The sequence below is a fragment of the Marinoscillum sp. 108 genome, from assembly GCF_902506655.1.
GTDB classification, from domain to species: domain Bacteria; phylum Bacteroidota; class Bacteroidia; order Cytophagales; family Cyclobacteriaceae; genus Marinoscillum; species Marinoscillum luteum.
The window spans coordinates 1,616,445-1,638,046 of record NZ_LR734808.1; the positions used below are offsets into that span (position 1 = coordinate 1,616,445).

General features: G+C 44.2%; 21 protein-coding genes and 2 tRNA genes. 14 read left to right on the forward strand and 9 right to left on the reverse strand.

Features of this window, described 5'->3' with window-relative positions:
• Positions 1-49 precede the first annotated feature (49 nt).
• Positions 50-1,093, forward strand: a complete 1,044-nt coding sequence (dinB, locus tag GV030_RS06770; protein WP_370519071.1) for a DNA polymerase IV — start codon at positions 50-52, stop codon at positions 1,091-1,093.
• Here the strand turns inward: dinB and GV030_RS06775 are convergent.
• A complete protein-coding gene (locus GV030_RS06775) occupies positions 1,072-1,806 on the reverse strand; it encodes an AAA family ATPase (RefSeq protein WP_159581074.1) in 735 nt (244 codons plus the stop codon). The two genes, dinB and GV030_RS06775, sit on opposite strands and share 22 nt — an antisense overlap.
• 138 nt (positions 1,807-1,944) lie before the next feature.
• On the opposite strand from GV030_RS06775, the gene GV030_RS06780 reads away from it, so the two are divergent.
• The 3 genes from GV030_RS06780 to GV030_RS06790 all read left to right on the forward strand — a co-directional run bounded on the left by GV030_RS06780 (position 1,945) and on the right by GV030_RS06790 (position 4,187).
• Complete coding sequence (locus GV030_RS06780; protein WP_159581077.1) at positions 1,945-2,535, forward strand: TetR/AcrR family transcriptional regulator; 591 nt, start codon at positions 1,945-1,947, stop codon at positions 2,533-2,535.
• Between the two features lie 35 nt (positions 2,536-2,570).
• On the forward strand, positions 2,571-3,509 hold the full coding sequence (locus GV030_RS06785) for an alpha/beta fold hydrolase (protein ID WP_159581080.1): 939 nt from the start codon (positions 2,571-2,573) through the stop codon (positions 3,507-3,509).
• A gap of 237 nt (positions 3,510-3,746) precedes the next feature.
• On the forward strand, positions 3,747-4,187 hold the full coding sequence (locus GV030_RS06790; RefSeq protein WP_159581083.1) for a hypothetical protein: 441 nt from the start codon (positions 3,747-3,749) through the stop codon (positions 4,185-4,187).
• A gap of 115 nt (positions 4,188-4,302) precedes the next feature.
• Here the strand turns inward: GV030_RS06790 and GV030_RS06795 are convergent, their stop codons facing one another.
• The 8 genes from GV030_RS06795 to GV030_RS06830 all read right to left on the reverse strand — a co-directional run bounded on the left by GV030_RS06795 (position 4,303) and on the right by GV030_RS06830 (position 11,568).
• Positions 4,303-4,986: an SH3 domain-containing protein gene (locus GV030_RS06795; protein ID WP_159581086.1), complete on the reverse strand. Its 684-nt coding sequence runs from the start codon at positions 4,984-4,986 to the stop codon at positions 4,303-4,305.
• A gap of 233 nt (positions 4,987-5,219) precedes the next feature.
• Positions 5,220-6,104 carry a hypothetical protein gene (locus tag GV030_RS06800; RefSeq protein ID WP_159581089.1) on the reverse strand — a complete coding sequence of 295 codons (885 nt, stop codon included), beginning with the start codon at positions 6,102-6,104 and terminating at the stop codon, positions 5,220-5,222.
• An 874-nt stretch (positions 6,105-6,978) separates the two neighbouring features.
• Positions 6,979-7,404, reverse strand: coding sequence for a hypothetical protein (locus GV030_RS06805; RefSeq protein ID WP_159581092.1), 426 nt, complete (start codon positions 7,402-7,404; stop codon positions 6,979-6,981).
• Positions 7,405-7,621: 217 nt separating this feature from the next.
• Positions 7,622-8,386, reverse strand: coding sequence for a type I methionyl aminopeptidase (map, locus tag GV030_RS06810; RefSeq protein WP_159583663.1), 765 nt, complete (start codon positions 8,384-8,386; stop codon positions 7,622-7,624).
• Positions 8,387-8,653: 267 nt separating this feature from the next.
• On the reverse strand, positions 8,654-9,391 hold the full coding sequence (locus GV030_RS06815) for a DUF4145 domain-containing protein (RefSeq protein WP_159581095.1): 738 nt from the start codon (positions 9,389-9,391) through the stop codon (positions 8,654-8,656).
• A gap of 94 nt (positions 9,392-9,485) precedes the next feature.
• Positions 9,486-10,457 (reverse strand): hypothetical protein, encoded by a 972-nt coding sequence (locus GV030_RS06820; RefSeq protein ID WP_159581098.1) that lies wholly within the window; start codon positions 10,455-10,457, stop codon positions 9,486-9,488.
• 897 nt (positions 10,458-11,354) lie between these two features.
• A tRNA-Arg gene (locus GV030_RS06825) sits at positions 11,355-11,428 on the reverse strand.
• A gap of 53 nt (positions 11,429-11,481) precedes the next feature.
• Positions 11,482-11,568: transfer RNA gene (locus tag GV030_RS06830), tRNA-Ser, on the reverse strand.
• 168 nt (positions 11,569-11,736) lie between these two features.
• Between GV030_RS06830 and GV030_RS06835 the strand changes: the two genes are divergently transcribed.
• The 10 genes from GV030_RS06835 to GV030_RS06880 all read left to right on the forward strand — a co-directional run bounded on the left by GV030_RS06835 (position 11,737) and on the right by GV030_RS06880 (position 21,599).
• Positions 11,737-12,705, forward strand: a complete 969-nt coding sequence (locus GV030_RS06835) for a VWA domain-containing protein (RefSeq protein WP_159581101.1) — start codon at positions 11,737-11,739, stop codon at positions 12,703-12,705.
• Positions 12,702-13,535: a hypothetical protein gene (locus GV030_RS06840; protein ID WP_159581104.1), complete on the forward strand. Its 834-nt coding sequence runs from the start codon at positions 12,702-12,704 to the stop codon at positions 13,533-13,535. The genes GV030_RS06835 and GV030_RS06840 overlap by 4 nt, the downstream gene beginning before the upstream one ends.
• Positions 13,536-13,608: 73 nt before the next feature.
• On the forward strand, positions 13,609-14,787 hold the full coding sequence (locus tag GV030_RS06845) for an acetyl-CoA C-acyltransferase (protein ID WP_159581107.1): 1,179 nt from the start codon (positions 13,609-13,611) through the stop codon (positions 14,785-14,787).
• Between the two features lie 58 nt (positions 14,788-14,845).
• Positions 14,846-16,159, forward strand: a complete 1,314-nt coding sequence (locus GV030_RS06850; protein WP_159581109.1) for a toxin-antitoxin system YwqK family antitoxin — start codon at positions 14,846-14,848, stop codon at positions 16,157-16,159.
• 88 nt (positions 16,160-16,247) lie between these two features.
• A complete protein-coding gene (locus GV030_RS06855; protein ID WP_159581112.1) occupies positions 16,248-17,192 on the forward strand; it encodes a phosphoribosylaminoimidazolesuccinocarboxamide synthase in 945 nt (314 codons plus the stop codon).
• On the forward strand, positions 17,189-17,566 hold the full coding sequence (locus GV030_RS06860) for an STAS domain-containing protein (protein WP_159581115.1): 378 nt from the start codon (positions 17,189-17,191) through the stop codon (positions 17,564-17,566). Before GV030_RS06855 ends, GV030_RS06860 begins: the two co-directional genes overlap by 4 nt.
• Positions 17,567-17,572: 6 nt before the next feature.
• Positions 17,573-18,490 (forward strand): ribonuclease Z, encoded by a 918-nt coding sequence (locus tag GV030_RS06865; protein WP_159581118.1) that lies wholly within the window; start codon positions 17,573-17,575, stop codon positions 18,488-18,490.
• A gap of 3 nt (positions 18,491-18,493) precedes the next feature.
• On the forward strand, positions 18,494-19,288 hold the full coding sequence (locus tag GV030_RS06870; RefSeq protein WP_255465175.1) for a queuosine precursor transporter: 795 nt from the start codon (positions 18,494-18,496) through the stop codon (positions 19,286-19,288).
• A gap of 44 nt (positions 19,289-19,332) precedes the next feature.
• Entirely contained in the window at positions 19,333-20,325 is a 993-nt protein-coding gene (locus GV030_RS06875) for a helix-turn-helix domain-containing protein (RefSeq protein WP_159581121.1), read from the forward strand.
• A gap of 185 nt (positions 20,326-20,510) precedes the next feature.
• Positions 20,511-21,599 carry an acyl-CoA desaturase gene (locus tag GV030_RS06880; protein WP_159581123.1) on the forward strand — a complete coding sequence of 363 codons (1,089 nt, stop codon included), beginning with the start codon at positions 20,511-20,513 and terminating at the stop codon, positions 21,597-21,599.
• Positions 21,600-21,602 lie beyond the last annotated feature (3 nt).

The window sequence follows — 21,602 nt, forward strand, 5'->3', positions numbered from 1 at the left end:
CCTAATTGCTTTGGAGAATCACCCGATCAGAAAAATTATACACATAGACATGGATGCCTTCTTTGCTTCCGTGGAGCAGCATGATCATCCCGAGCTGAAGGGCAAACCAATCGCCGTGGGAGGCAACAAAGAACGTGGGGTAGTGGCAGCTGCCAGTTATGAAGCCAGAAAATACGGGGTTAAATCAGCGATGCCCTCGGCCATTGCCGCCCGTCAATGCCCGCACCTCATTTTTGTAAAACCAAGGTTCGAAAGGTATCAGGAGATCTCTCTTCAGATTCGAAATGTCTTTCAGGAATACACTGACCTCATCGAACCCCTCAGTCTGGACGAAGCCTACCTGGACGTGACTGAAAACAAGCCCGGACTTACTTCAGCGACGGTTATTGCCAGAGAAATCAAAGCCAAAATCAAAGAGCGAACCGGACTTACCGCCTCAGCTGGGATTTCCTATTGCAAGTTTTTAGCCAAGACTGCCTCTGATGTCAATAAGCCGGATGGTCTGTTCGTCATCCTTCCTGAAGAAGCAGACGAGTACCTCAAAAAAATGCCCATTCACCGATTCTTTGGGATCGGAAAAGCCACCGCAGAAAAAATGAAAACCGCCGGCATATTCACAGGTGGCGACCTTCGCAAAAAGACCTTTGCTGACCTAACCCTCCGGTATGGAAAATCGGGATCCTACTATTACAACATCTCAAGGGGAATTGATCAGCGCCCCGTCAAACCTGACCGGGAACGAAAATCTGTCAGTGCAGAACATACCTTTGAGCACAACCTGATGCGGATAGCAGAGGTCAAAACTGAATTGGACCAAATAGCCGCAGTGACCTTCGAACGGTATTCTAAACACGGCACCCATGGCCGCACGGTCACCATCAAAGTGAAGTACGGCGACTTTAAGCAAATCACAAGAAGTATATCGCTCGAAGAAAACGTCACTGACTTAGAGCAACTCTCACGGGCGGTGCATCAGCTGACAGATCAGAGTCTGATCAGAGAAGAAGGCATCCGGCTCCTGGGTGTAGGCATCAGCAACTTCCAGAAAATGACAGAGGAAGACTCTCCTATTCAGCTCACTTTGAATTTTTGACTCTTGCCTTCCAATGGCTGGGATGGGATCATCCCCCGGTGCTTCATTACCTGCAAAATAACATCAAGGGTTTCCTTATCAGACATTTTCTCAACGTTGATCACAAGATCGAACATGTGTTCATTATAAGTACGCCCGGTCAAATGCTCCATCCAACGCACCCGGTTCTCATCCATATGCTGCACCAGGTCATAGGCCGCTTCATCGCCTATACCCAGCTTGCCGGCAATCACCCGGGCTCTCCATTTGAGGGGTGCTTCTAACCGAATACGCAACACATTATCCATTCCCTCAGTGACCATGCTTCCTCCCCGCCCTACCAATATCACATTTCCCCGCTTGGCGTAGTTGATAATCACCTCCTTAACCTTCGACATGATCTCGCGATCAGATACTTCATAGTGATGTGCAAACCCTGCCAGCAAGCCATTGATACCATCTGTGGAGTGCGCCAGTATTCGCTGATCAACATCATGGGGGTTAATCCCCAGATCAAAGGCACACTCATCTATTACCTCCTTACTGATATACTTCCATGGGTGTTTCTTGAGGGCACCGGGCCCAAGCTTATTGATGCGATGAATCAATAGCATCACCAGTCTATTGGCTTCACAACCATAGGCCCTTGACACTGTGAGCACTGGCCCATCTCTAAGTAAAGATCGGTGCATGTGATCTCGCTCTTCCAGGTACTTGCGCAAATCTATTTTCATAGCAGTGGGGGTTATACTGAAAATGAATTAGGGGTCAAGCTAGTTCCCATATCACATAAAAAATATGACTCAGGTCATCTCAGATGAAGACTTTTCACAATATTTTGAATTTAATATACCGATCGGTATATTTGCATCATGAGAAATCCGGAAACCACCAAAAATCTGATTGTGAGCAAGGCCATATCCATCTTTAATCAAAAAGGATACAGAGCCACATCACTCTCAGACATCACCAAAGCCACCGGGATGACCAAAGGTGCTATCTATGGCAATTTTGAAAACAAGGATGCCGTGGCGGTAGCTTCCTTTGAATATGCCATCGGGCGGGTACTCGACGATCTAAGGATGCACATCAAAGCCGCACCCACTGCTCCGGAGAAGCTAAAAGCCATCCTGAATTATTATTCCAAATACATCGAAAATCCGCCTATAGCAGGCGGATGCCCTGTTATCAACACTTCTGTGGAAGCCGATGATGACCACCCAATGCTCAGAACCCGGGCCGTTGGCACCATTGCGATGATCAAGGGGTCGCTTCAGCAAATCATCACCCGTGGCCTTCAGGAGGATCAGATCCGTGAGGGAGTGGACGCTCATCTTTATGCGAGTATGTTTTACTCCACCATTTCCGGAGCCATCCTTATCTCCCGGGTGGAGGGCAACAAGCAGTCCTTCGAACTCATTCGCCAGGGACTGGAAATGCAAATCAACGCCATCAGCAAATAGACTTTAACATATAAATACCAATCGGTATATTTAAAATGAAAACACAGACCACATACATAGACGCTGGTATCCAGGACACCAGCAGACCTGCAGAACGCCCCCCAAAGACCAACTGGAAAATGGAAGTAGTAAAGAAAGGACTCTTTACCCTTCAGCACATAGCCCCTGAAAAGACCTCCGAAATCATCTGGCATTACTTTTCCAAACCAGGCAAGGTGAAATTCACCAGTGCTCAGCAGGAGCTGGTAGAGAATACCACCGCCAGAAAGGTCAATTACGGAAAGCATAAGGTCGTCACTTATCAGTGGGGCGACACGGGTCCGAAAGTACTGCTGTGCCATGGATGGCGCTCCAAGGCAGCCGATTTCAGGCGAATGATAGAATCCCTGGTACAGGCAGGCTATGTGGTAGAAGGCATCGACATGACGGCCCATGGTCAATCAGAGGGTACGCACACGGCCCTGCCTGAATTTCGCGATATCCTCAAAGATCACTACCTGGCCAATGGACCTTATGAGGCGCTCATCGGTCATTCCCTGGGTGGGTTGGCAGCTGGCATTCTATCTTCAGAGATTTCCCCTGCGCTGCAGCCCAAACAACTTTTCGTGCTTTCCTCTCCGCCGTTTGTGAGGTACTTCTTTCACGATACCATCAGGGAGCTGGGGTATAAGGATAGTGTGTATGAGGAGATGTGTAAGCTGGTGGAAAAAAACTACGCACAGCCCGTGGAGTATTTTGACCTGCGGGACAAAGCTGAGAAACTGCAAAACATCAACGTTCACCTCATCTACGACCACCAGGACCATATTGTCCCCTACCAGCGCGGTGAAGAGCTCAGGGAGGCCTTCCCCAACGCTCATTTTGTGCAAACCAAAGGATTGGGACATTACAAGATCATTGCCTTTCCTGAAGTGATCAGCTACATCCGGGGACAGCTGGATGCGCAGCGCGAACAAAAAAAAGCGAGCCTTTAAAAAAAGGACTCGCTATTCAGGCGATGAAGGGGAGCATTTCTGCCTGGTGGCAGAAACCATAAATTGAAAGTAAGTGATCTCTGATAGAAATAAAAATTTCATTAGACCAAATCATACTTCCGGCAGACGAAGAAGGTCTCGGTGCGTATTAAAACTTTTAATCAGAACTTTAAGGCACTCAAAAAGTCAACCTATCTTTGGCATTCACATACTTTCAACTATTTAATATATCTCTCAATGAATACCTATACAGCCTTTCTTCATATTCACTCAGCCGTTAGATGGATCGCATTGGCACTGGCCATCTTTGTGACTGTGAAATCTTTAATGGGACTTGGTGGAAAAAGTGCATTTGGAAAGACCGACAATATTTTTGCAGCGTCCTTTGTGGGCACCATGCACCTTCAACTTCTATTGGGCCTGGTTCTCTATTTTTTCCTGAGCCCTATTACGGAGAGTGCTCTGAGCAACTTTGGTGGAGCTATGAAGAATGCGGAGTTGAGGTTTTGGGCTGTTGAGCACGCAAGCATGATGGTGCTGGCAGTGGTGGTGGCACAGATTGGCAGAAGCAAATCAAAAAAAGCCACGGATGCTGCTAAAAAATTCAAGCTTCAGGCCATTTTCTTTGGAGCTGCGCTCCTCCTGATGCTAGGTGGCATCCCGTGGAATAGATTTTAAGAAAATCTCAATTGAATAACGAGCCGGGCGTGATCTACGCCCGGGAAGCTTCTCTAAAATCAGATCTGTTTGATATTTTGAGGGTTGGGCAACAGCTACGATTGTTATCAGCTTTTCACGGTACAATAATTACTCGTTTCAGATATTGCCCGTCTTTGAATAGCCATACAGCATCGTAAGCTCCAGCACCGTCACTATTTTCAGCCATCGTTATGTAGATTGTTCCATCGGTGTTTTTGAAGATACTTGTTGCTCCAAGGTTGTTTTCATAAAGATCTGAGTAGGCACTTTTGGGAGTGTTCACAGTTGTGCTGTCTATTTTGAATTTGAATGTTGAAATTTGAGTTGATGGGTAGTTGCCGTCAACGCCATACGGACTTGTTCCGTCAATCTTAATTACCCACTTATCATCCTGCAGTTCATATTCATGTTCAGACTTCTTAAAGTCGGAGCGTGCAATTGTAAACTCGTATTTTTTGTCTTTGATAGTTAATAGGCCAGACTTGTATTCCCGTTCACCAATTGGTTGAAGTTCAGATATTCGTCTCACTCTACTTGAATGGATATATCCTTCTAGGTAGTTGTTCTCAATCAGGTAGATTAAGAACCAATCGCTATCTGAATCTTCAATATAAAAAATCTCATTGTCCTGAGCCTTAGCAACAATTTCGTAGTTCGTTCCAGGCCCTTTTCGAACATTAGTGTACCCATCTGGATCGTTAATCACTCCGTACCATTGTTGACCGAAACATAAGTTGGAAGCAAAAACTATGAGTATAAAAAGGAGTGTTTTATTCATGATCCAATATTACTGCCAACGATCAGCTAAAGTGCGTATGTCATCACTTTGCTGATGGAAAACTAAACTAGCTAAGCTGCGCCACCCGCACAACTGTTTCTATGAAATACTGCGTTGAGAAAGACTAAATCCAGAAGCTCCAAAAGCGCTGAAGAACGCTAAAATTTCAGAAGGTGCGGCTTTGTGGCTAAGTTGCAATGAAGGTCGCTAGAAGCAGACAGACATATGCACTTTCAGCGCTTATTAGATTTCGTTTTGCTATGTTCAGGTTGCATGGAAAACTCCATGAAATGTGAAGTAACATTAGGTTTAGAGTATTCTGAAATGTCAATTTGTCCAAAATCATTTAGGTATATTCCACTATTGTCTTTGGAGAAATACTTTTTTCGAGTTCCAATAATTGAATCAATAAGAGCTGTTACAAGCTCAGTCATCAAGAAGTCTCTCTTTAAATCTGATTTGATGGTTATACTAGTTGTTTTGTTTGTTTCAAAGTCGTATTCCATCAATGTGAAAGAATCGTTTAGGTCAAATTCGACCTTATTCTTCATGTCCTTGGTAGCAATTCCGAATTTAGTCCAAACAGGGAATATTCTCATTCCATGTTTATAAGCATTGTATTCTCTTCTATCAGATAAATCCGCAGCAAGTGTTCTTAATATGTCAATAATAGAATTCAAACTTTTGTCAATAAAGCTTAATTCGTCATAAGATTCAGGTGCTAGGTTGAAATAAAAAATGTGTTTTGCTTTGAGATATAATTGTCCATTTCTCGCTTTGTATGTTTCAAGTAAAAAGTCGAACAAGCTTTCCTTTTCACTAGAAAAGTCTCGAATATCCTTATAATAGAAAGATTTCTTAGAAAGATTTATCAATACTCTTTCATCCGCATTATACTTATCCGAAGGTTTTAGAGCAATTATTAACTGAAACAATGTTTCGATTGAGGTTAGATAGGTAATACGTGAATCAATTCTAATCGTATTAAGTAATTCTTTCGGTTCTTCCGAATCGGTTTGGCTGCTTACGCTGTTAAAATTGTTCTCATTAAGTTTCTGCTTATTTAAGAAAAACTTACTTTGGAATCCACGGTAAAAGTCAATGTGCTTTGCAAACATCTTGAGAATGAAATCTAACGACCAGCTATCGGGCGTATGTCCGCAGCTAGTGAATAACACGAATCTAGTGAAATCTGCCGAGGCTCACAACGGTTCCAAATGGCACTGCGTTGTCAGTTAGCGAGATGTTAAAATTTCGTCAGAATTGAGACGATTATCATGGTTATCACAACTCCAATGAATTTCAGTTTTAACCCATATGCGCTCTGGTCGACAATATCTCCTTTTTGATACCTGTTCTTGCCTTCCAAAACCTCTTTGAAAGTTGGTCTTTTCGTTTCATTAACTGAGTTCCAGATGTTCAGCCAAACCCAAAAATAGAAAGCTCCTAGGTAGTCAAAAAAGTACATCGTTAGAAAGGTATGCTGCGCAATATAGTGTTGACAAGAAATATGGAATCAATTACAATTATCGTCATCAAGGAGGATCTGATGTATTTCTGTTTGTAGGTTAATCCGCGATATGGTATTAGGGACACCAATGTTCCGAGAATGAACCCAAGATATCAATTGAATTGTTTCTGATTCAGTCTGAGATTTCGCTACAAAGCCAAATGAAAGCAATGCAACGAGAACCGTGAAACCTTCAAGCATATAAATAAAAAGTTCAAAAATTGGGTAAGAAGTGACACATAACGTCAAGCTAGCAGGAGTGCGCCCCAAGCTTAGCAAGTTCCGATAAAACTAATGAATCTGCCGGTGTTCACAAAGTATCAGATAACCACTGCGTTCAGAAAGTCAAAAACTCCTGCGAACCAAACCGAGAAGAAAGCACCGGTCTTTATCAGTGGCAGATTCATGGTGATGTTTGGACTGGAGCCAGCAAAGAAGCAGTTTGGCGCATTCGTGCTAGCGCCTGTTGTGATCCGTTAACTTTAGTTTTTGTAGCTTGGTTGTTCATGCAGGCAGTTAGAAGATACCCAGCCAGAAGTTGAGATTAACTCTCCTTTGAAGTTCGGTGTTCGCCAAATGATATTTGTTACATCGTCGTGATGTTTTATTACGAAAACTTTCGTGTTGATCGGAATTCCTCTTGCCGTGCGATATTCAACATTTTGGTTGTTCAATATACGGTTCGCAGTTCTTCGAGCATCCTCTGGATAATATTCCAATCTAGCTTGAATAGTCGTTCCATCATTATTTAGACAGTAGCAAAATTTCTCAGTTTTAGGTTCTAAAGGTTCAGGAAAATAGAACTTGTAGGCCCAAGCCAAAGGAAAAATAAGAGTTGCGGCAATTACACCAAAGACAACAAGTTGGCGGTTGAGTTCCCAGTAGTTAAGTTTTTGTTTTCCTGTCAATTCAGTTGGCTCAATGGATCACAACAACCGACCAACAACCACCAATGGCTATTACTCGCCTGTAACGCTACCAAATGTAGCAGATTTCCCATCTCAAACAAACCATTGTTAGCTATACAGGTAGGCACCTATCAGGGATCAGGCAGACGGACTGCCCCACCGCACTCAATAAGTAAGGAACCAAAGGACATGCTCAATAACTGTGTCAGTCAGTTATTTAATCCCATATTTCATTGGATTCTGTTAAAATGACTGGATGGTTATCAGTTACAAGTATTGTTTGTTCGTGTTGGGTTACATACCCACCTTTGTTCCCCACTAAAGTCCAGCCATCATTTAATTCTACAGCAACAGTAGATTTTGTTGAAATAAAGGTTTCTATCGCGACAGTAGTGTTTTTTCTAAACCTTTCTCGATTGGTTCTCACTCTATAGTTTAAAATATTTTCCGGCTCTTCGTGCAAACTTCTACCAACCCCATGACCAGCTAGATTTTTAATTACTTTAAAGCCTGACTTTTTAGCTTCTGTTTCTATCAAATATCCAATTTCAGAGATTTTTACTCCGCCCTTTATATGGCCTATTGCCTTGCGTAAAATGTTTCTAGAAGCATCTACAAGAGGTTGGTGATGATGAATGTCTTTTCCAAGTATAAATGAACCTCCATTGTCAGACCAAAAACCATTGAGCTCTGCCGAAACATCAATATTAATTAAATCTCCTTCTTGCAGTATTTTTTTCTCGGATGGTATTCCGTGAGCCGCTTCCTCATTTACACTTATACAAGAGTAACCAGGGAATCCATAAGTTTCGTATGGTGCAGATTTGGCGCCATAACTCTTTAAAATTTCTCCTCCATATTCATCAAGCTCTTTAGTTGACATGCCGACTTTAGCGTATTCCCTCATCAGTTTTAGTGTAGTTCCAACCACCTCACTAATTTTCAGCATTCCTATTAATTCGGATTCTTTTGTTATGGACATTTCATTTTGCTTTAATTGGCTGCAACCAGCTCGCAGGAATGCGCCCTGCTCTCGGCAAGTTCCGATAAAACTAATGAATTTGCCGCGCCCGGCAAGGGGGTGCTCACAAAGTATCAGAATCGCACCGCGTTCAGAAAGAGAAAAATCCTGCGAGATGCGCCAAATAGAAAGCAGTACCATTTCCCAGCGGCTGATTCATGGTGATGTTTGCAACTACCTATGAAAAGTGGCAGTTGGTGAATTCGTGCCAGCGTCTGTTAGATGTAGTCATTTACTCTTTCTTAACCTTTGAAATCGTAGTTGGGAAGCTTTTTCAGGTAATTCGTAGAGATTATCAAAAACGTTCTCGATTATCTCAATGGCTAAACGTAAATCATCCTTGTTAGGTGTTGAAAGTTCATGCACGGCAGTGTTACCCAGAAAACGATGTTCGTGCAATATGTCGGCATTTGCCTCCGTTATTTTGCCTTTTTGATGGAGTCCATTGATTTTAGCCTGTAGGTTAGTTTTACGGACTTTCTTTATTGTTCCGTCCTTCTGTTTTTGTTCCACTTCACCATCGGTTATCCCGTTTTCCATACAGAGACCTTCAACCAATGCTCTTACACCTGCGCCACAAAGAGTTAGACTATCCGAGTTGTAGCTCTCAATCGTCTCTTTGTAAATCCTCCTTAGGTTAGGTGGAACATTGAAGAAGCTTTGGGCAGTTAAGGATTCCTTTGTTCGTTTTGGATAGAGGAGTTCGTTCGAATAATAATCACCATCTACTGGATCATAATCTTCCGAATTGGCATGATCAGATCTGAATGATACAGTCTCACATCCTAGGCACTGTATGATTTCGTAATCGTTATTCCACTGATAGAAGTCACCATAGTCGTCCATTGGTTCCTTGCCATATTCGTTGACAGAGGTTAAGACCTTATGTTTAGTTGTAACCTTGCAGGTTTGGCATAGAACAGAGTAATTATTATCGAGGGATTTATTCAGGTCAAATTTTTTCATGATTGGCCAATTGCGGTGATTACATATAATGTTCTATGTATGGTGTCGTAGCATCCCGAAGGTCTATGCACTACAACCTTGTTGGGTGTAGTTTTTATTCTTTTCTTAATGGTTGAAGAACTAATTCTTCTATGATTTCATATTCTTTATCTCCCCAATGACTATCTCCAGGAATTGGTGGAACTTCCAGCCAATGGGTAACTTCACCATCTTCCAATTTTGTCTTTTTAGGAAATAAGTTTCCTCTTTGATTTTGCTTAATTACTTCCAATGTCCCATTGAGTTTCTCCGTTGATTCGTAGTTGCTAATTATCAAAGAAATGATCTGGAATAAACCTTCTAGAGCATTTTCAACCTTTTCCTTGTTCAAAGGTTTTCCATTATGAATGAAATCATTTCTTGTTTTTCTAGCTAAGTTCAAAAGCTTATAGACTCCAATTGGAATAAAATCTTGTTGAAAAAGAGCCTCGACTCTTGCTGAAGTTGTCCAAGTTCTGAAGTCTTTAAGAAATTTTGTTCGCCCCTCAATTACTCCATCTATTTTGGTGTTAATTACCTCTTTTTCCCAAATTTGGTTTATTAGCTGCTCTATAGATGTCCACAAGAATATTAAACTCTCAGACCATTGGTTTCTCACATAATGCGAAGTTCCATCTAGCAGCATATTAGGTGATAAGTTCGGGAGATTTTCGATTATATCTTTTCCTTCTTTATATGCTTCTTCAATTTCTTTTGTACTTATTGATTTCGGATTAAGTAATTTGATTGAGTCAAGGGTTCCAACCATTTTTGACCTGATTGATTTATGAAACCCCGCAACCAAGCCCTCACTTCCTCCGTGAATTTTAATATATCCATCAAAAAAAAGTGAGCCATAAGAAATGTTATCAGGTTGAACAGATTCCGAATAAACTCCACCTAATAGAAGAATCCCCAATGTTTGATTGAACTTATCCAGTGAATTTTCTTTAGTCCTGAAATCTTCAGTGGCTGGAAGGACGAGACTTCCGTCATATCCTATTCCTAAAGAAAATGGTGCAATACCAATATCAATAAAAGTTGACATCCTATTGAGTTTGACATAGTCGTATTTTCGACTATTAATCTCCTCAAGTGTCGGTTTCCAATTATCAGTATCCCTTTCAATGATTCTGAACGGTAAACAGTTTCCGATTACTATTGGTATGTGATTTTTTTCGTTCATTCTAATTAAACACAACAACCGACCAACAACCACCAATGGCTATTACTCGCCTGTAACGCTATCAAATGTAGCAGATTTCCAATCTCAAACAAACCATTGTTAGCTATGCGAGCATCCTGAACGGTCCTCCCCCCTGCACAGCCATCTTGGAGCGCTGCACGCTTATCTTCAAGCACTGCACGGTTATCTTCAAGCACTGCACGGCCTTCTTGAATTACTGCACGGTTATCTCGGAACCCTGCACGGTTGTCTTGAAGCACTGCACGGCCATCTTGGAGCGCTGCACGCTTACCTTTGAGCACTGCATGGTCGTCTTGAAGCACTGCATGGCTGTCTTGGGATCAAGCGGAATTCCTGGGGGAGATTGCATTAAAGATGGATGGTGATGTAGTTACCTGATACCTTACATCCCTCAATCTAATTGATTTGCAACATACCCTTCATTTTCTTTGCTTGCCCAAAGAAAACGAAGCAAAAGAAAAGGCACCAACGCAAAAAATCATTTTGACTCATCTGGGTTGCACTTTTTTAGGATCCTTTTTGGAGTCAAAATGATTCACACTTGCCTTGGATGGCCCGCCCTCCTTTACGCCCTTGCTTTCTACTTTCAAGTGGATTATTTCGATTTTACAAAATATAATTATATAGTGTCACCCCACACAAATATTGCTTGATCCGAGCACTGCATCATTAGAACTCAGACCAAAGGGCACAAAAAAAGCACCTACAACAACGTCATAGGTGCTCAATTCTTCACTGTGATTCGCCCAGGGCTCGAACCTGGAACCCCCTGCTTAGAAGGCAGGCGCTCTATCCAGTTGAGCTAGCGAACCCTCCTACTATTTCTAGCATTAAGTTCCCTTCAGAAAGACTCACTTCAAAAGTGCGGAGAGAGGGGGATTCGAACCCCCGGTACGGTTTCCCGCACGCATGTTTAGCAAACATGTGGTTTCAGCCACTCACCCATCTCTCCTGATTTCCGTGAGCCCCCTGAAAAGGACTGCAAATATAGTATTTCAGAATAAAAATTCTAATCATGATCAATTAAAAATATCCACATACCACTTATCCTTAAAAATCGTTAAATGAAATACCCTCACATTGGGCAATACCAACTGCTTATGTATTTTTGGGGCCGCATATGACTTGGGCTTATTCAATCGACACATTTGAAATTGTACTTATTGCGATCTTCGCACTTCTTTACCTGCTTTATGTCATCAGACTGCTCAGGATCAGAGCTTCTATGCGCACTCCCATTAGCAAATGGCTCATCAAATTCACGCTCAGGTCTGTCTATTTCGCGCTGATGATGGTCGCCCTTTTGGGCCCTTCATTTGGAGACTCCACCCGTGAGATCAAATCCATCGGCAAGGACATGTTCATCTGCGTGGACCTTAGTCAGTCCATGAATGCCTTTGACATACAGCCTACACGCCTGGAAAAGGTGAAATTTGAGCTCAAGAATATTGTAGAGGCCTTTAGTTCGGATCGCATAGGGCTGATCATGTTTTCCAACGAAGCCTATATGCAATGTCCGCTCACTTATGACAACAATGCGCTCAACCTCTTCATCCAGGCACTGACCACCGACCTGGTACCCAATAGTGGTACGGATTTTGGCCCACCTCTCAAAATGGCCTTGAAAAAACTCACAGACGAAGAAAACACCGTAGCTCGTCAGAAGTCAAAGATCATCGTACTCATCAGTGATGGAGAAGACTTTGGGGAAGAAACGGATCAGATCACGGAAGAAATTGAAAGTTCTGGAATCAAATTGTTCACTTTGGGTGTTGGTACCGAAAGAGGAAGTAAAATAATGACCAGAAGAGGGTATAAGAAAAACAACCAGGGAGAAGAAGTGGTGAGTAGGATCAATACCAAATCGCTGAAGAAAATTGCTTCGGATACTGGAGGTAAGTACTTCGAGATCAATGACAGCAAAAACGATGTGGACCGTTTGATCAATTCCATCAACGACATAGAAGGCGAGTTGAGAGACAGCAAGCAGGTGGATACCAAATCCAATAAATATTTCTATTTCCTGATGGCAGCGCTCTTGCTCATGCTATTTGATGCCCTCATAAGTGTAAAAGTGATCAGGATATGAAAGCGTTTTTGATACTCTTACTACTCTTTATCAATGCCGATCCGACGGAGATTGCACGGATCAATAGGCTAAAGAATAAGGCTGAGGTAGCTTTCGGGCATGGCCAATATGATGTGGCAGCGACCAATTACAGGCTTCTGTACGACTCCATAGGTGTAGATGATCCCACTGTGGGACTCAATCTGGCCCACAGCTACTATGCCCTGGGAGACACGGCCAATGCCAAACTCAAATACCAGTCGGTAGCCTCCAGCAGTGATAAAAAGCTAAAATCTATCGCCTATCAGCAACTGGGCGTGATGGCCAAAACCCCTGCCACCCTGAGTGAGTCACTACAGTACCTCAAGGCTGCCCTGAAAGCAGACCCTGCAAACGAAGAAGCCCGATACAACTACGAGGTAGTGAAAAAGCTCCTGGACCAACAAAAAGAGCAACAACAAGATCAGGATCAACAGAACAAGGACGAAAACAAAGATCAGGACAAGCAAGACCAGGAGAAGAACGAAGATCAAAACGAAGACCAGGAAAATCAGGATCAAAAAGATCAGGAGCAGCAGCAAAAAGACCAGGAGCAGAAAGACTCTGAGCAGAAGGACGATCAAAAAGGAGACGAAGAGAAAGAACAGGAGCAGGAAGGCGAGCAGAAAGAAGAAGAAAAAGATCAGCAAAATCAGAACCCCAGTACCAAGCAAAAACTGGAGGATATGAACATCAGTGAGGAAAAGGCCCGAATGATACTGGAAGCCATGAAGAACAACGAAATTCAGTATATACAGCAGCAAAAAAGAAAGGCCACCGAGCAGCCGGACAGTGGCAAACCCGACTGGTAAGTACAGGGCCAAGCTGATCAATGAATAAAATACCCTAACATAAATAAACAACCCAAAAACTCAAATTAAGAAAATGGAAGAAGTTTACATCATATCAGCCGTCCGTACCCCCATCGGCAGTTTTGGCGGAAGCCTGTCTGGTTTCACAGCCGTGGAGCTTGGCAGCAAGGCCATCAAAGGTGCACTGGATAAAGCAGGAGTTAGCCCCGACCAGGTCAATGAAGTGTTTATGGGCAATGTCATCTCCTCTGGCTTAGGGCAGGCCCCGGCGCGGCAGGCGGCCATAGGTGCAGGTCTTGGCTACAATGTACCCTGTACTACCGTGAACAAAGTATGTGCCTCTGGCATGAAGTCGGTCATGTTTGGTGCCCAAAGCATCATGCTCGGCATCAATGATGTGGTAGTAGCAGGTGGTATGGAGAGCATGTCCAATGTCCCCTATTACATTCCCAAAGCTCGATTTGGATACAAATACGGTCATGGCCAAATGCTGGATGGATTGATGCATGATGGCCTTTGGGAAGCTTATCATGGTTTCCCTATGGGTAGCTGTGCTGACAATACGGCCAAAGAGATGAACATCTCCAGAGAAGCTCAGGACGAATATGCCATCAACTCCTACAAACGGGCAGCTGCCGCCACGGAAGCCGGCAAATTTAAGGATGAAATCATCCCAGTGGAGATCCCTCAGCGCAAAGGAGACCCCATCATCATGAGCGAAGATGAAGAGTATAAAAATGTGAGTTTTGATAAGATTCCTGTGCTCCGTCCGGTATTCAACAAAGACGGAACGGTCACAGCAGCCAATGCCTCCACCATCAATGATGGTTCGTCTGCCTTGGTACTTGTGAGCAAAAAGAAACTCGATGAACTGGGTGTGAAGCCATTGGCCAAAATTATTGGTTTTGCGGATGCAGCACAGGAGCCCCTTTGGTTCACTACTGCTCCTTCGGAGGCCATCCCCCGAGCGATCAAACATGCAGGACTCACGGCCAGCGATGTGGATTTCTACGAAATCAACGAAGCCTTCGCGGTAGTGGCCCTGGCCAATAACCAAAAACTTGGACTGGATGCTGAAAAAGTAAATGTAAACGGTGGTGCTGTGGCGTTGGGCCATCCACTTGGTACCTCTGGTGCACGAATCATTACTACCCTTCATTCTGTACTGGCACAAAACAACGGCCGAATAGGCGTGGCTGGTATCTGCAATGGTGGTGGTGGAGCGTCGGCCATCGTCATAGAGAAAGTTTAATTCAAAATAAATAATCCCGAAAGCCTTACGTTTGTGAAAGCGTAAGGCTTTTTTTATCATGGCAAGACTCTTTATTTTCTTTGGATTTTTTCTGATCTGCATGCCATCCTTTGGACAGACCAAGGTGATCGTCCCCTACCCCAATGATCCTTCCAAAGCCAAAGAAATCTACTACATTCTGGAGGGAGACTCCTCCCGGATCCATGGCGACTACAAGCAGTACAGCCCTTCCGGAAAAGTCATCGTCACGGGCACATTTGTGGATGGTAGCAAAGAAGGCACATTTTACAACTTTTATGAAGATGGCAGCGTGCAACGCGAAACCACCTACACCGACAACCTCCGCCAGGGGGTGACCAAAATATTTGACCCCAATGGAGTCATCATCCAGGAAGCGACCTTTCTGAATGATACCCTGGTAGGCGAGCTGAGGCTCTATGATACGGAAGGCAAGCTCAAAGGAACCTCCCACTTCAAAAACGGTAAACCTGAAGGCCTGGTGGCTGAGTACTATGCCTCCGGCGGCATCAAAGAAGAGGTCAACTACGCCAATGGCAAGCCCAACGGCACCACCAGACACTACTATGAAAACGGAAACCTGGAACTCGAGGCTCAGTATGTCGGCGGCCTGCTGGATGGCTTTTACAAGACTTACTATCCATCCGGAAAACTGGAAATGGAAGCTCTCAATGAACGAGGAAAACGATCCGGATTTATTAAATACTATCATGAAAATGGTCAGCTCAAATCACTTGGGAAATACGAAAACGGAACCCTGACCGGAGATTTCAAATCTTACTATGAAGACGGAAGTCTTCAAAAACACCTGAAATACAACGACGGCTACCGGGTAGGCAAAAACCTGGAATATCACGAAAACGGATCCATCAAATATGAGGGGATTTTCACCAACAAAGGCCTAAACGCGAAGATCAGAGAATATAACGACAAGGGTGATTTACTTGAAGAAAAAGAGCTGCTTAATGACCTGCCAAACGGCAAGTGGATCAGCTATGACGAGAAGGGTCGGCCACTCCTTTTGGAAAATTATCAGAATGGAAAGCTCCATGGGGAGAGGGTGGTCTATGAAAAAGGTAAAATCATCAGCGAAACCTCCTATGGCTTTGGAAACAAACAGGGAGAAGCCAGAACCTACTTTCCAAATGGAGACATTCAAACCATCGAACACTGGAAGCTCAACCGACTGGAGGGCTCCTTTGTGCGCTATCAGAAGAATGGACAAAAAGAATACGAAGGAGAATATGTAAGAAACAAACGCAACGGAATATGGCGCTACTATGATCGAAAGGGTGAACCTGCCAGCCAGGAGGTCTATCAGCATGGACAGCTGATCAGTTCCAACCCCCTTTGAAATTCAGCCATTTAACGAGCTCAGGTTCTCATATTTGACGTGTCCGATCACACTCTATTTTCAATATTGATCGCTATATTTGTCGCCCATGTCTCAAGGTATCAAATACACTCAATTCAATTTTCCCGGACAAACAGACAAATACGTCGGTAAGGTGCGGGATGTCTACACCGTTCAGGACAAACTGGTAATGGTGGCATCTGATAGAATTTCCGCATTTGATGTGGTACTTCCGCAGCCCATTCCCTTCAAGGGGCAGGTGCTCAATCAGATTGCAGGAATCATGTTGGAAAAGACCAAAGATATAGTGCCCAACTGGGTTATCTCGGTGCCAGATCCCAACGTTACCATCGGTCGGAAATGTGACCCCTTCCCTGTGGAAATGGTCATCAGAGGATACCTGACAGGTCATGCCTGGAGAGAATACCGGGATGGAAAAAGGTCCCTTTGCGGGGTGCCTTTACCTGAGGGCCTAAAAGAGCACGACAGGCTTCCGGAGCCCATTATCACGCCTACTACCAAGGCTCATGAGGGCCATGATGAAGACATCTCCCGAGAAGAAATCATCAAACAGGGTCTCATTTCAGAGGCGGACTACGCCCAACTGGAAGCGTACACCTACAAGCTCTTTGCACGAGGCACAGAACTGGCCTCTGAGCAGGGGCTCATTTTGGTAGACACCAAGTATGAATTTGGTAAATACAATGGAGAAATCATACTCATAGATGAGGTACATACACCGGACTCTTCAAGGTACTTTTACCTGAAAGGCTACGGAGCCAGACAGAGCAAGGGTGAAGAGCAGAAGCAACTGTCCAAAGAGTTTGTGCGGCAGTGGCTGATCAGTCATGGCTTTCAGGGAAAGGAAGGTCAAGAAATCCCGGAAATGACAAAAGAATTTGTAGATTCCGTCTCTCAAAGATACATCGAACTTTTTGAGCAAATCACCGGGCGCTACTTTGTGAAGGACACCGTGGAGAACATCATCAAGAGAATAGACACAAACGTTAACAATACCCTAAAATCATTATGAAATTTTCGATAGACAGACAGGATCAATATACCATTCTTAAAATAGACGAAGAAAAACTGGATTCCACCATCGCTCCTGAGGTCAAGTCAGAATTTGTGACCCTACAGGCAGAAGGTGTGAAGAACATCGTCCTCAACATGGAAGTGGTTAAATACTCTGATTCATCAGGGTTAAGTGCCCTTTTGGTGGGCAACAGACTCTTCAAGGACACAGGGTCTTTTGTGATGTGCAAACTCAATGAGCATGTCATGAAGCTTATCAGCATCAGTCAGCTGGACAAAGTGATAGACATCCTGCCTACAGTGGAAGAGGCGATAGACGCTGTGATGTTTAATGACATTGAAAGAGGCCTGAGAGAGGCCGGAGAAGAATAACGACCCTTGGCGTTAGAACTTCAAATATTAGGGTCAAATTCAGCCGCCTTTGCCCACAACCGACATCATACCTCCCAGCTACTGCGGGTACAGGATAAATACTTTATGATCGATTGTGGGGAAGGCACCCAACTGCAGGTCAAGCGCTACAAAATTAAACTTTCCAGAATCAACCACATCCTGATCTCCCACCTTCACGGAGATCACTATTATGGTCTCATGGGGCTGGTCTCTACCCTGCACCTGTATGGCCGCACGGCAGACCTGCACATCTATGGGCCACCTGGCCTGGCCGACATTATCACCTTGCAGTTGAAGTATTCGGCCACCCGACTGTCCTATGACATTAAGTTTCATGAGTGGGTACCCGAAACCAGCAGTGTGATCTATGAAGATGACAAACTAACGATCACCACCATTCCGCTTAATCACCGGATACACTGCTCAGGATATCTCTTCAAAGAAAAGCCCAAGAAGCGGGGCATCAATAAACTGGTGGTGGATAAAAAGCTCGCCCCGAACCAGGCTAATGCACTGCGCAACGGCGAAGACATTTATAACGAAGACGGCAGCCTGCTTTATAAAAACAGTCTGGCTACGCTCCCTCCCAAAAAACCATACAGCTACGCCTACTGCTCAGACACCAAACTCATCCCCCAGCTGGTGGATGTGATCCGTGATGTGGATTTGATCTATCATGAAGCTACCTTTATGGATGATATGAAAGATCGGGCTGAAAACACCTACCATACCACTGCCAGGCAAGCGGCTCAGCTGGCCTCAGAGGCCCATGTGGGGCAGTTGCTACTGGGGCACTTCTCTACCCGATATCGTGACCTGAATCCGTTACTTTCAGAAGCCAGATCGGTTTTCAGGGAGTCTTATCTGGCTGAAGAAGGGAAACGATTTGTAGTAAATCACTAAGCAGTGAAAAGTAAAAAACAGCACCTGTTCATCATCTTGGCGAGTATCTTTCTCACCAACGCCATTCTGGCTGAGATGATCGGCGTGAAAATATTCTCAGCGGAAGGTACTTTTGGCCTGCCTCCGGCCAGCATTCCGCTCTTTGGCGGATCAGTGCTGGACTTTAACCTGACCGCCGGAGTGATCATCTGGCCTATTGTCTTCATTACCACAGATGTGGTGAATGAGTATTTCGGTAAAAAAGGAGTGAAAAAACTCAGCTATATCGCTGCGGGATGTATCGCCTATGCATTTCTGGTCATTTACATCATTACCCTCCTACCCCCGGCCGCCTTTTGGCAGGAGATCAATAGCACGGACGCTGAGGGTAATTATTTCAACATCAACTACGCCTTCAAAACCATTTTCACGCAAGGCCTCGGCATTATCGCAGGTTCGCTGGTGGCTTTTCTCATCGGGCAGCTGCTGGATGTATACATCTTTCAAAAATTGAGAAAATACACGGGATCAAAAATGATCTGGCTCCGGGCCACCGGCTCCACCCTTATTTCACAGTTCATTGATAGTTTTGTAGTGCTCGGAATCGCCTTTTATGTGCTGGCTCCTGAGAACGGCCGGTGGAGCATCCCACAGCTTCTTTCCGTCGGCACCATCAACTACATTTACAAATTTGTGGTTGCGGTTGCACTTACTCCACTCATCTACGCAGCGCATCATTTCATTGATCGGTACCTGGGGAAGGAGCTCTCTGAAGAAATGCAGGCAGAAGCTGCCGCCGGAAGTAAGGGTTTTTTCTAATCCAATATCCTATTTTGTCGTAATTTGTAGTCTCATGACCACCTATGAATAGCGATCGCGACATACAAATCAGTTTTTTGGAGTGGGTAAAAACCCAGAAACCAGAGGGAAAGTTTGTAGAGGAGCTGGAAACTTTACTGGACATCAGTAAGGACAGTGCCTACCGCAGGATGCGCGGAGATACTTTACTCACATTCAATGAGATCAGAAAAATAAGCCAGCATTTTGGTGCTTCTCTGGACACTTTTTTCAACCTCTCTAAGGATACGGTGCTGTTCCATAAGCGCATGCTCAATGTCAACTATGGGTATCTGGACTTTCTGAAATCTGTGCTGGCTTCTGTGAAAATGATCCAGGAAGACGAATCCTATCACATGACTTATGTGGCAAAAGACATTCCTCCTTTTCACTACTTCAGATTTCCTGAGCTGTCACGGTTCAAGTCATTCTTCTGGCGGCGCACCATCCTGAAAGAACCTTCCCTGATGAATCAGGTGTATGGCCCCAATGTCATCAGTAAGGAAATGCTTGACATATGTGCCGAAATCTGGAACGCTTATCAGCAAATCCCTTCACTGGAAATATGGAGTGACGAAACGATCAACATTACCCTGCGTCAGATTGAATATAGCTATGAAACGAACATGATCACCTCAGATCAGTTTAGGACACTTGTCGATGACATCAGGAGCCTGCTCACAGTCATCAACAAAGAAGCTGAAGAGGGTCATAAAATGCATCCGGATAATTCCCAACGCCTGATCAATGGTAAGTTTGATCTCTACTACAATGAAATAGAAATTGGTGACAACACGGTCTTTTTCTCTCTGGGTAACCGGCGCATGGTCATGAAGACGTATAACATGCTCAACCTCCTCAACACCACCGATCATGCGTTTTGTGAAAACATAGAGCAGTACATCAAAAACATCCTGCAGAAGTCTGTGCCTATAAGTAACTCCTCTGAAAAAGAACGCCTCAAGTTTTTTCATAAGATGAATCAGAAAGTCGACCTTTTCGAACAAAAGGTGAGATGACATAAAATCGGCGAATGCAAAATATCGGCTCAATAGCCACGGCATTCATGATTCTCACCGCATTTCTTGAGTCCGCTCTACCGCAGTTGCAAAATTTGCAACTCGACCCGTTTGTTGTTTCAAACTTCAATTTTGACCACATCTGAAAGTTGCGGAAGTTCGAATCGTGATCAACGTCTATCACTATGGTTCGATACAATCAAATAGAAAACGCAGAATTCTTTGCAGTACTCAGAGTACGCATCCAGCATTATTTCAAAAGCAATGAGCTGTCCATTTATGCAGAAGATGTGGCATACGCCAAAGCCATTGTGCTCATCGGCGCCTATGCACTGACCTACTACACTTTACTCCATACCAGTGCTTTTGACCTATACCTCATCCTTTGTGTGGTCTTGGGTATGCTGAAGATCTTTATTGCTCTCAATATCGCCCATGATGCAGCTCATAGGGCATTTTTCCGAAACAGGAAGCTCAATGATCTGATGCTCTTCACGTTTGATGCACTGGGCGCCAATGGTTACATGTGGAAACTTCGTCATGTCCACTCACATCACGCTTTCACCAATGTTCCCGACCATGACGCTGACATCAAGCAATCGGCTCTGGTACGCATCTTCCCCAACTCCCCTCTCAGTGGACTTCACAGCTACCAGCATCTCTATATGCCGGTGTTGTATGGGTTTTACTCCCTTCACTGGCTCCTATTCAGAGACTTCAAAGACTTTATCAATACTCCGCCTAATAACCACCTAACCTACCACCGCAAGGTGGAACTGATCAGGTTAATCCTGGGCAAGCTGATTTACTTCACCATGATGATTCTGGTCCCCTACCAGCTTCTTGCCCTTGAGTTCTATCAGGTCATTCTCGGATTTATGGTCATGCAAATGTCTGCAAGCTATACAGTAGCCATTGCGCTGGCTTCTGCGCACGTAGGTGAGCATGCCGAATTTCCAGAACCTGATAGAACTGGTCAGTTACCCTACTCTTTCCTCATGCACCAGCTCATCACCACTACAGATTTTGCCACTGACAGCAAGCTGCTGACCCATTTATATGGAGGATTTAACCATCATGTGATTCACCACCTTTTCCCAAACATCTGTCATATTCATTATCCACCACTCACGAAAATCCTGAAAAACACCTGTAAGGAATATGGCATAGGCTACAATGAAAACAAAACCCTCATTGATGCCATCAATGCACACCTCCAACTATTGAAATCCAGAAGCAAAAACAATCTGACCGTTGCAATGCCCGAATTCTAAACG

Coding starts and splice junctions, on each gene's coding strand:
- GV030_RS06850 (WP_159581109.1), top strand. CDS start 14,846: ATGGCAAGACTCTTTATTTTCTTTGGATTTTTTCTGATCTGCATGCCA.
- GV030_RS06845 (WP_159581107.1), top strand. CDS start 13,609: ATGGAAGAAGTTTACATCATATCAGCCGTCCGTACCCCCATCGGCAGT.
- GV030_RS06775 (WP_159581074.1), bottom strand. CDS start 1,806: ATGAAAATAGATTTGCGCAAGTACCTGGAAGAGCGAGATCACATGCAC.
- GV030_RS06855 (WP_159581112.1), top strand. CDS start 16,248: ATGTCTCAAGGTATCAAATACACTCAATTCAATTTTCCCGGACAAACA.
- GV030_RS06780 (WP_159581077.1), top strand. CDS start 1,945: ATGAGAAATCCGGAAACCACCAAAAATCTGATTGTGAGCAAGGCCATA.
- GV030_RS06820 (WP_159581098.1), bottom strand. CDS start 10,457: ATGTCAACTTTTATTGATATTGGTATTGCACCATTTTCTTTAGGAATA.
- GV030_RS06785 (WP_159581080.1), top strand. CDS start 2,571: ATGAAAACACAGACCACATACATAGACGCTGGTATCCAGGACACCAGC.
- GV030_RS06815 (WP_159581095.1), bottom strand. CDS start 9,391: ATGAAAAAATTTGACCTGAATAAATCCCTCGATAATAATTACTCTGTT.
- dinB (WP_370519071.1), top strand. CDS start 50: ATGGATGCCTTCTTTGCTTCCGTGGAGCAGCATGATCATCCCGAGCTG.
- GV030_RS06795 (WP_159581086.1), bottom strand. CDS start 4,986: ATGAATAAAACACTCCTTTTTATACTCATAGTTTTTGCTTCCAACTTA.
- GV030_RS06860 (WP_159581115.1), top strand. CDS start 17,189: ATGAAATTTTCGATAGACAGACAGGATCAATATACCATTCTTAAAATA.
- map (WP_159583663.1), bottom strand. CDS start 8,386: ATGTCCATAACAAAAGAATCCGAATTAATAGGAATGCTGAAAATTAGT.
- GV030_RS06880 (WP_159581123.1), top strand. CDS start 20,511: ATGGTTCGATACAATCAAATAGAAAACGCAGAATTCTTTGCAGTACTC.
- GV030_RS06840 (WP_159581104.1), top strand. CDS start 12,702: ATGAAAGCGTTTTTGATACTCTTACTACTCTTTATCAATGCCGATCCG.
- GV030_RS06800 (WP_159581089.1), bottom strand. CDS start 6,104: ATGTTTGCAAAGCACATTGACTTTTACCGTGGATTCCAAAGTAAGTTT.
- GV030_RS06790 (WP_159581083.1), top strand. CDS start 3,747: ATGAATACCTATACAGCCTTTCTTCATATTCACTCAGCCGTTAGATGG.
- GV030_RS06835 (WP_159581101.1), top strand. CDS start 11,737: ATGACTTGGGCTTATTCAATCGACACATTTGAAATTGTACTTATTGCG.
- GV030_RS06875 (WP_159581121.1), top strand. CDS start 19,333: ATGAATAGCGATCGCGACATACAAATCAGTTTTTTGGAGTGGGTAAAA.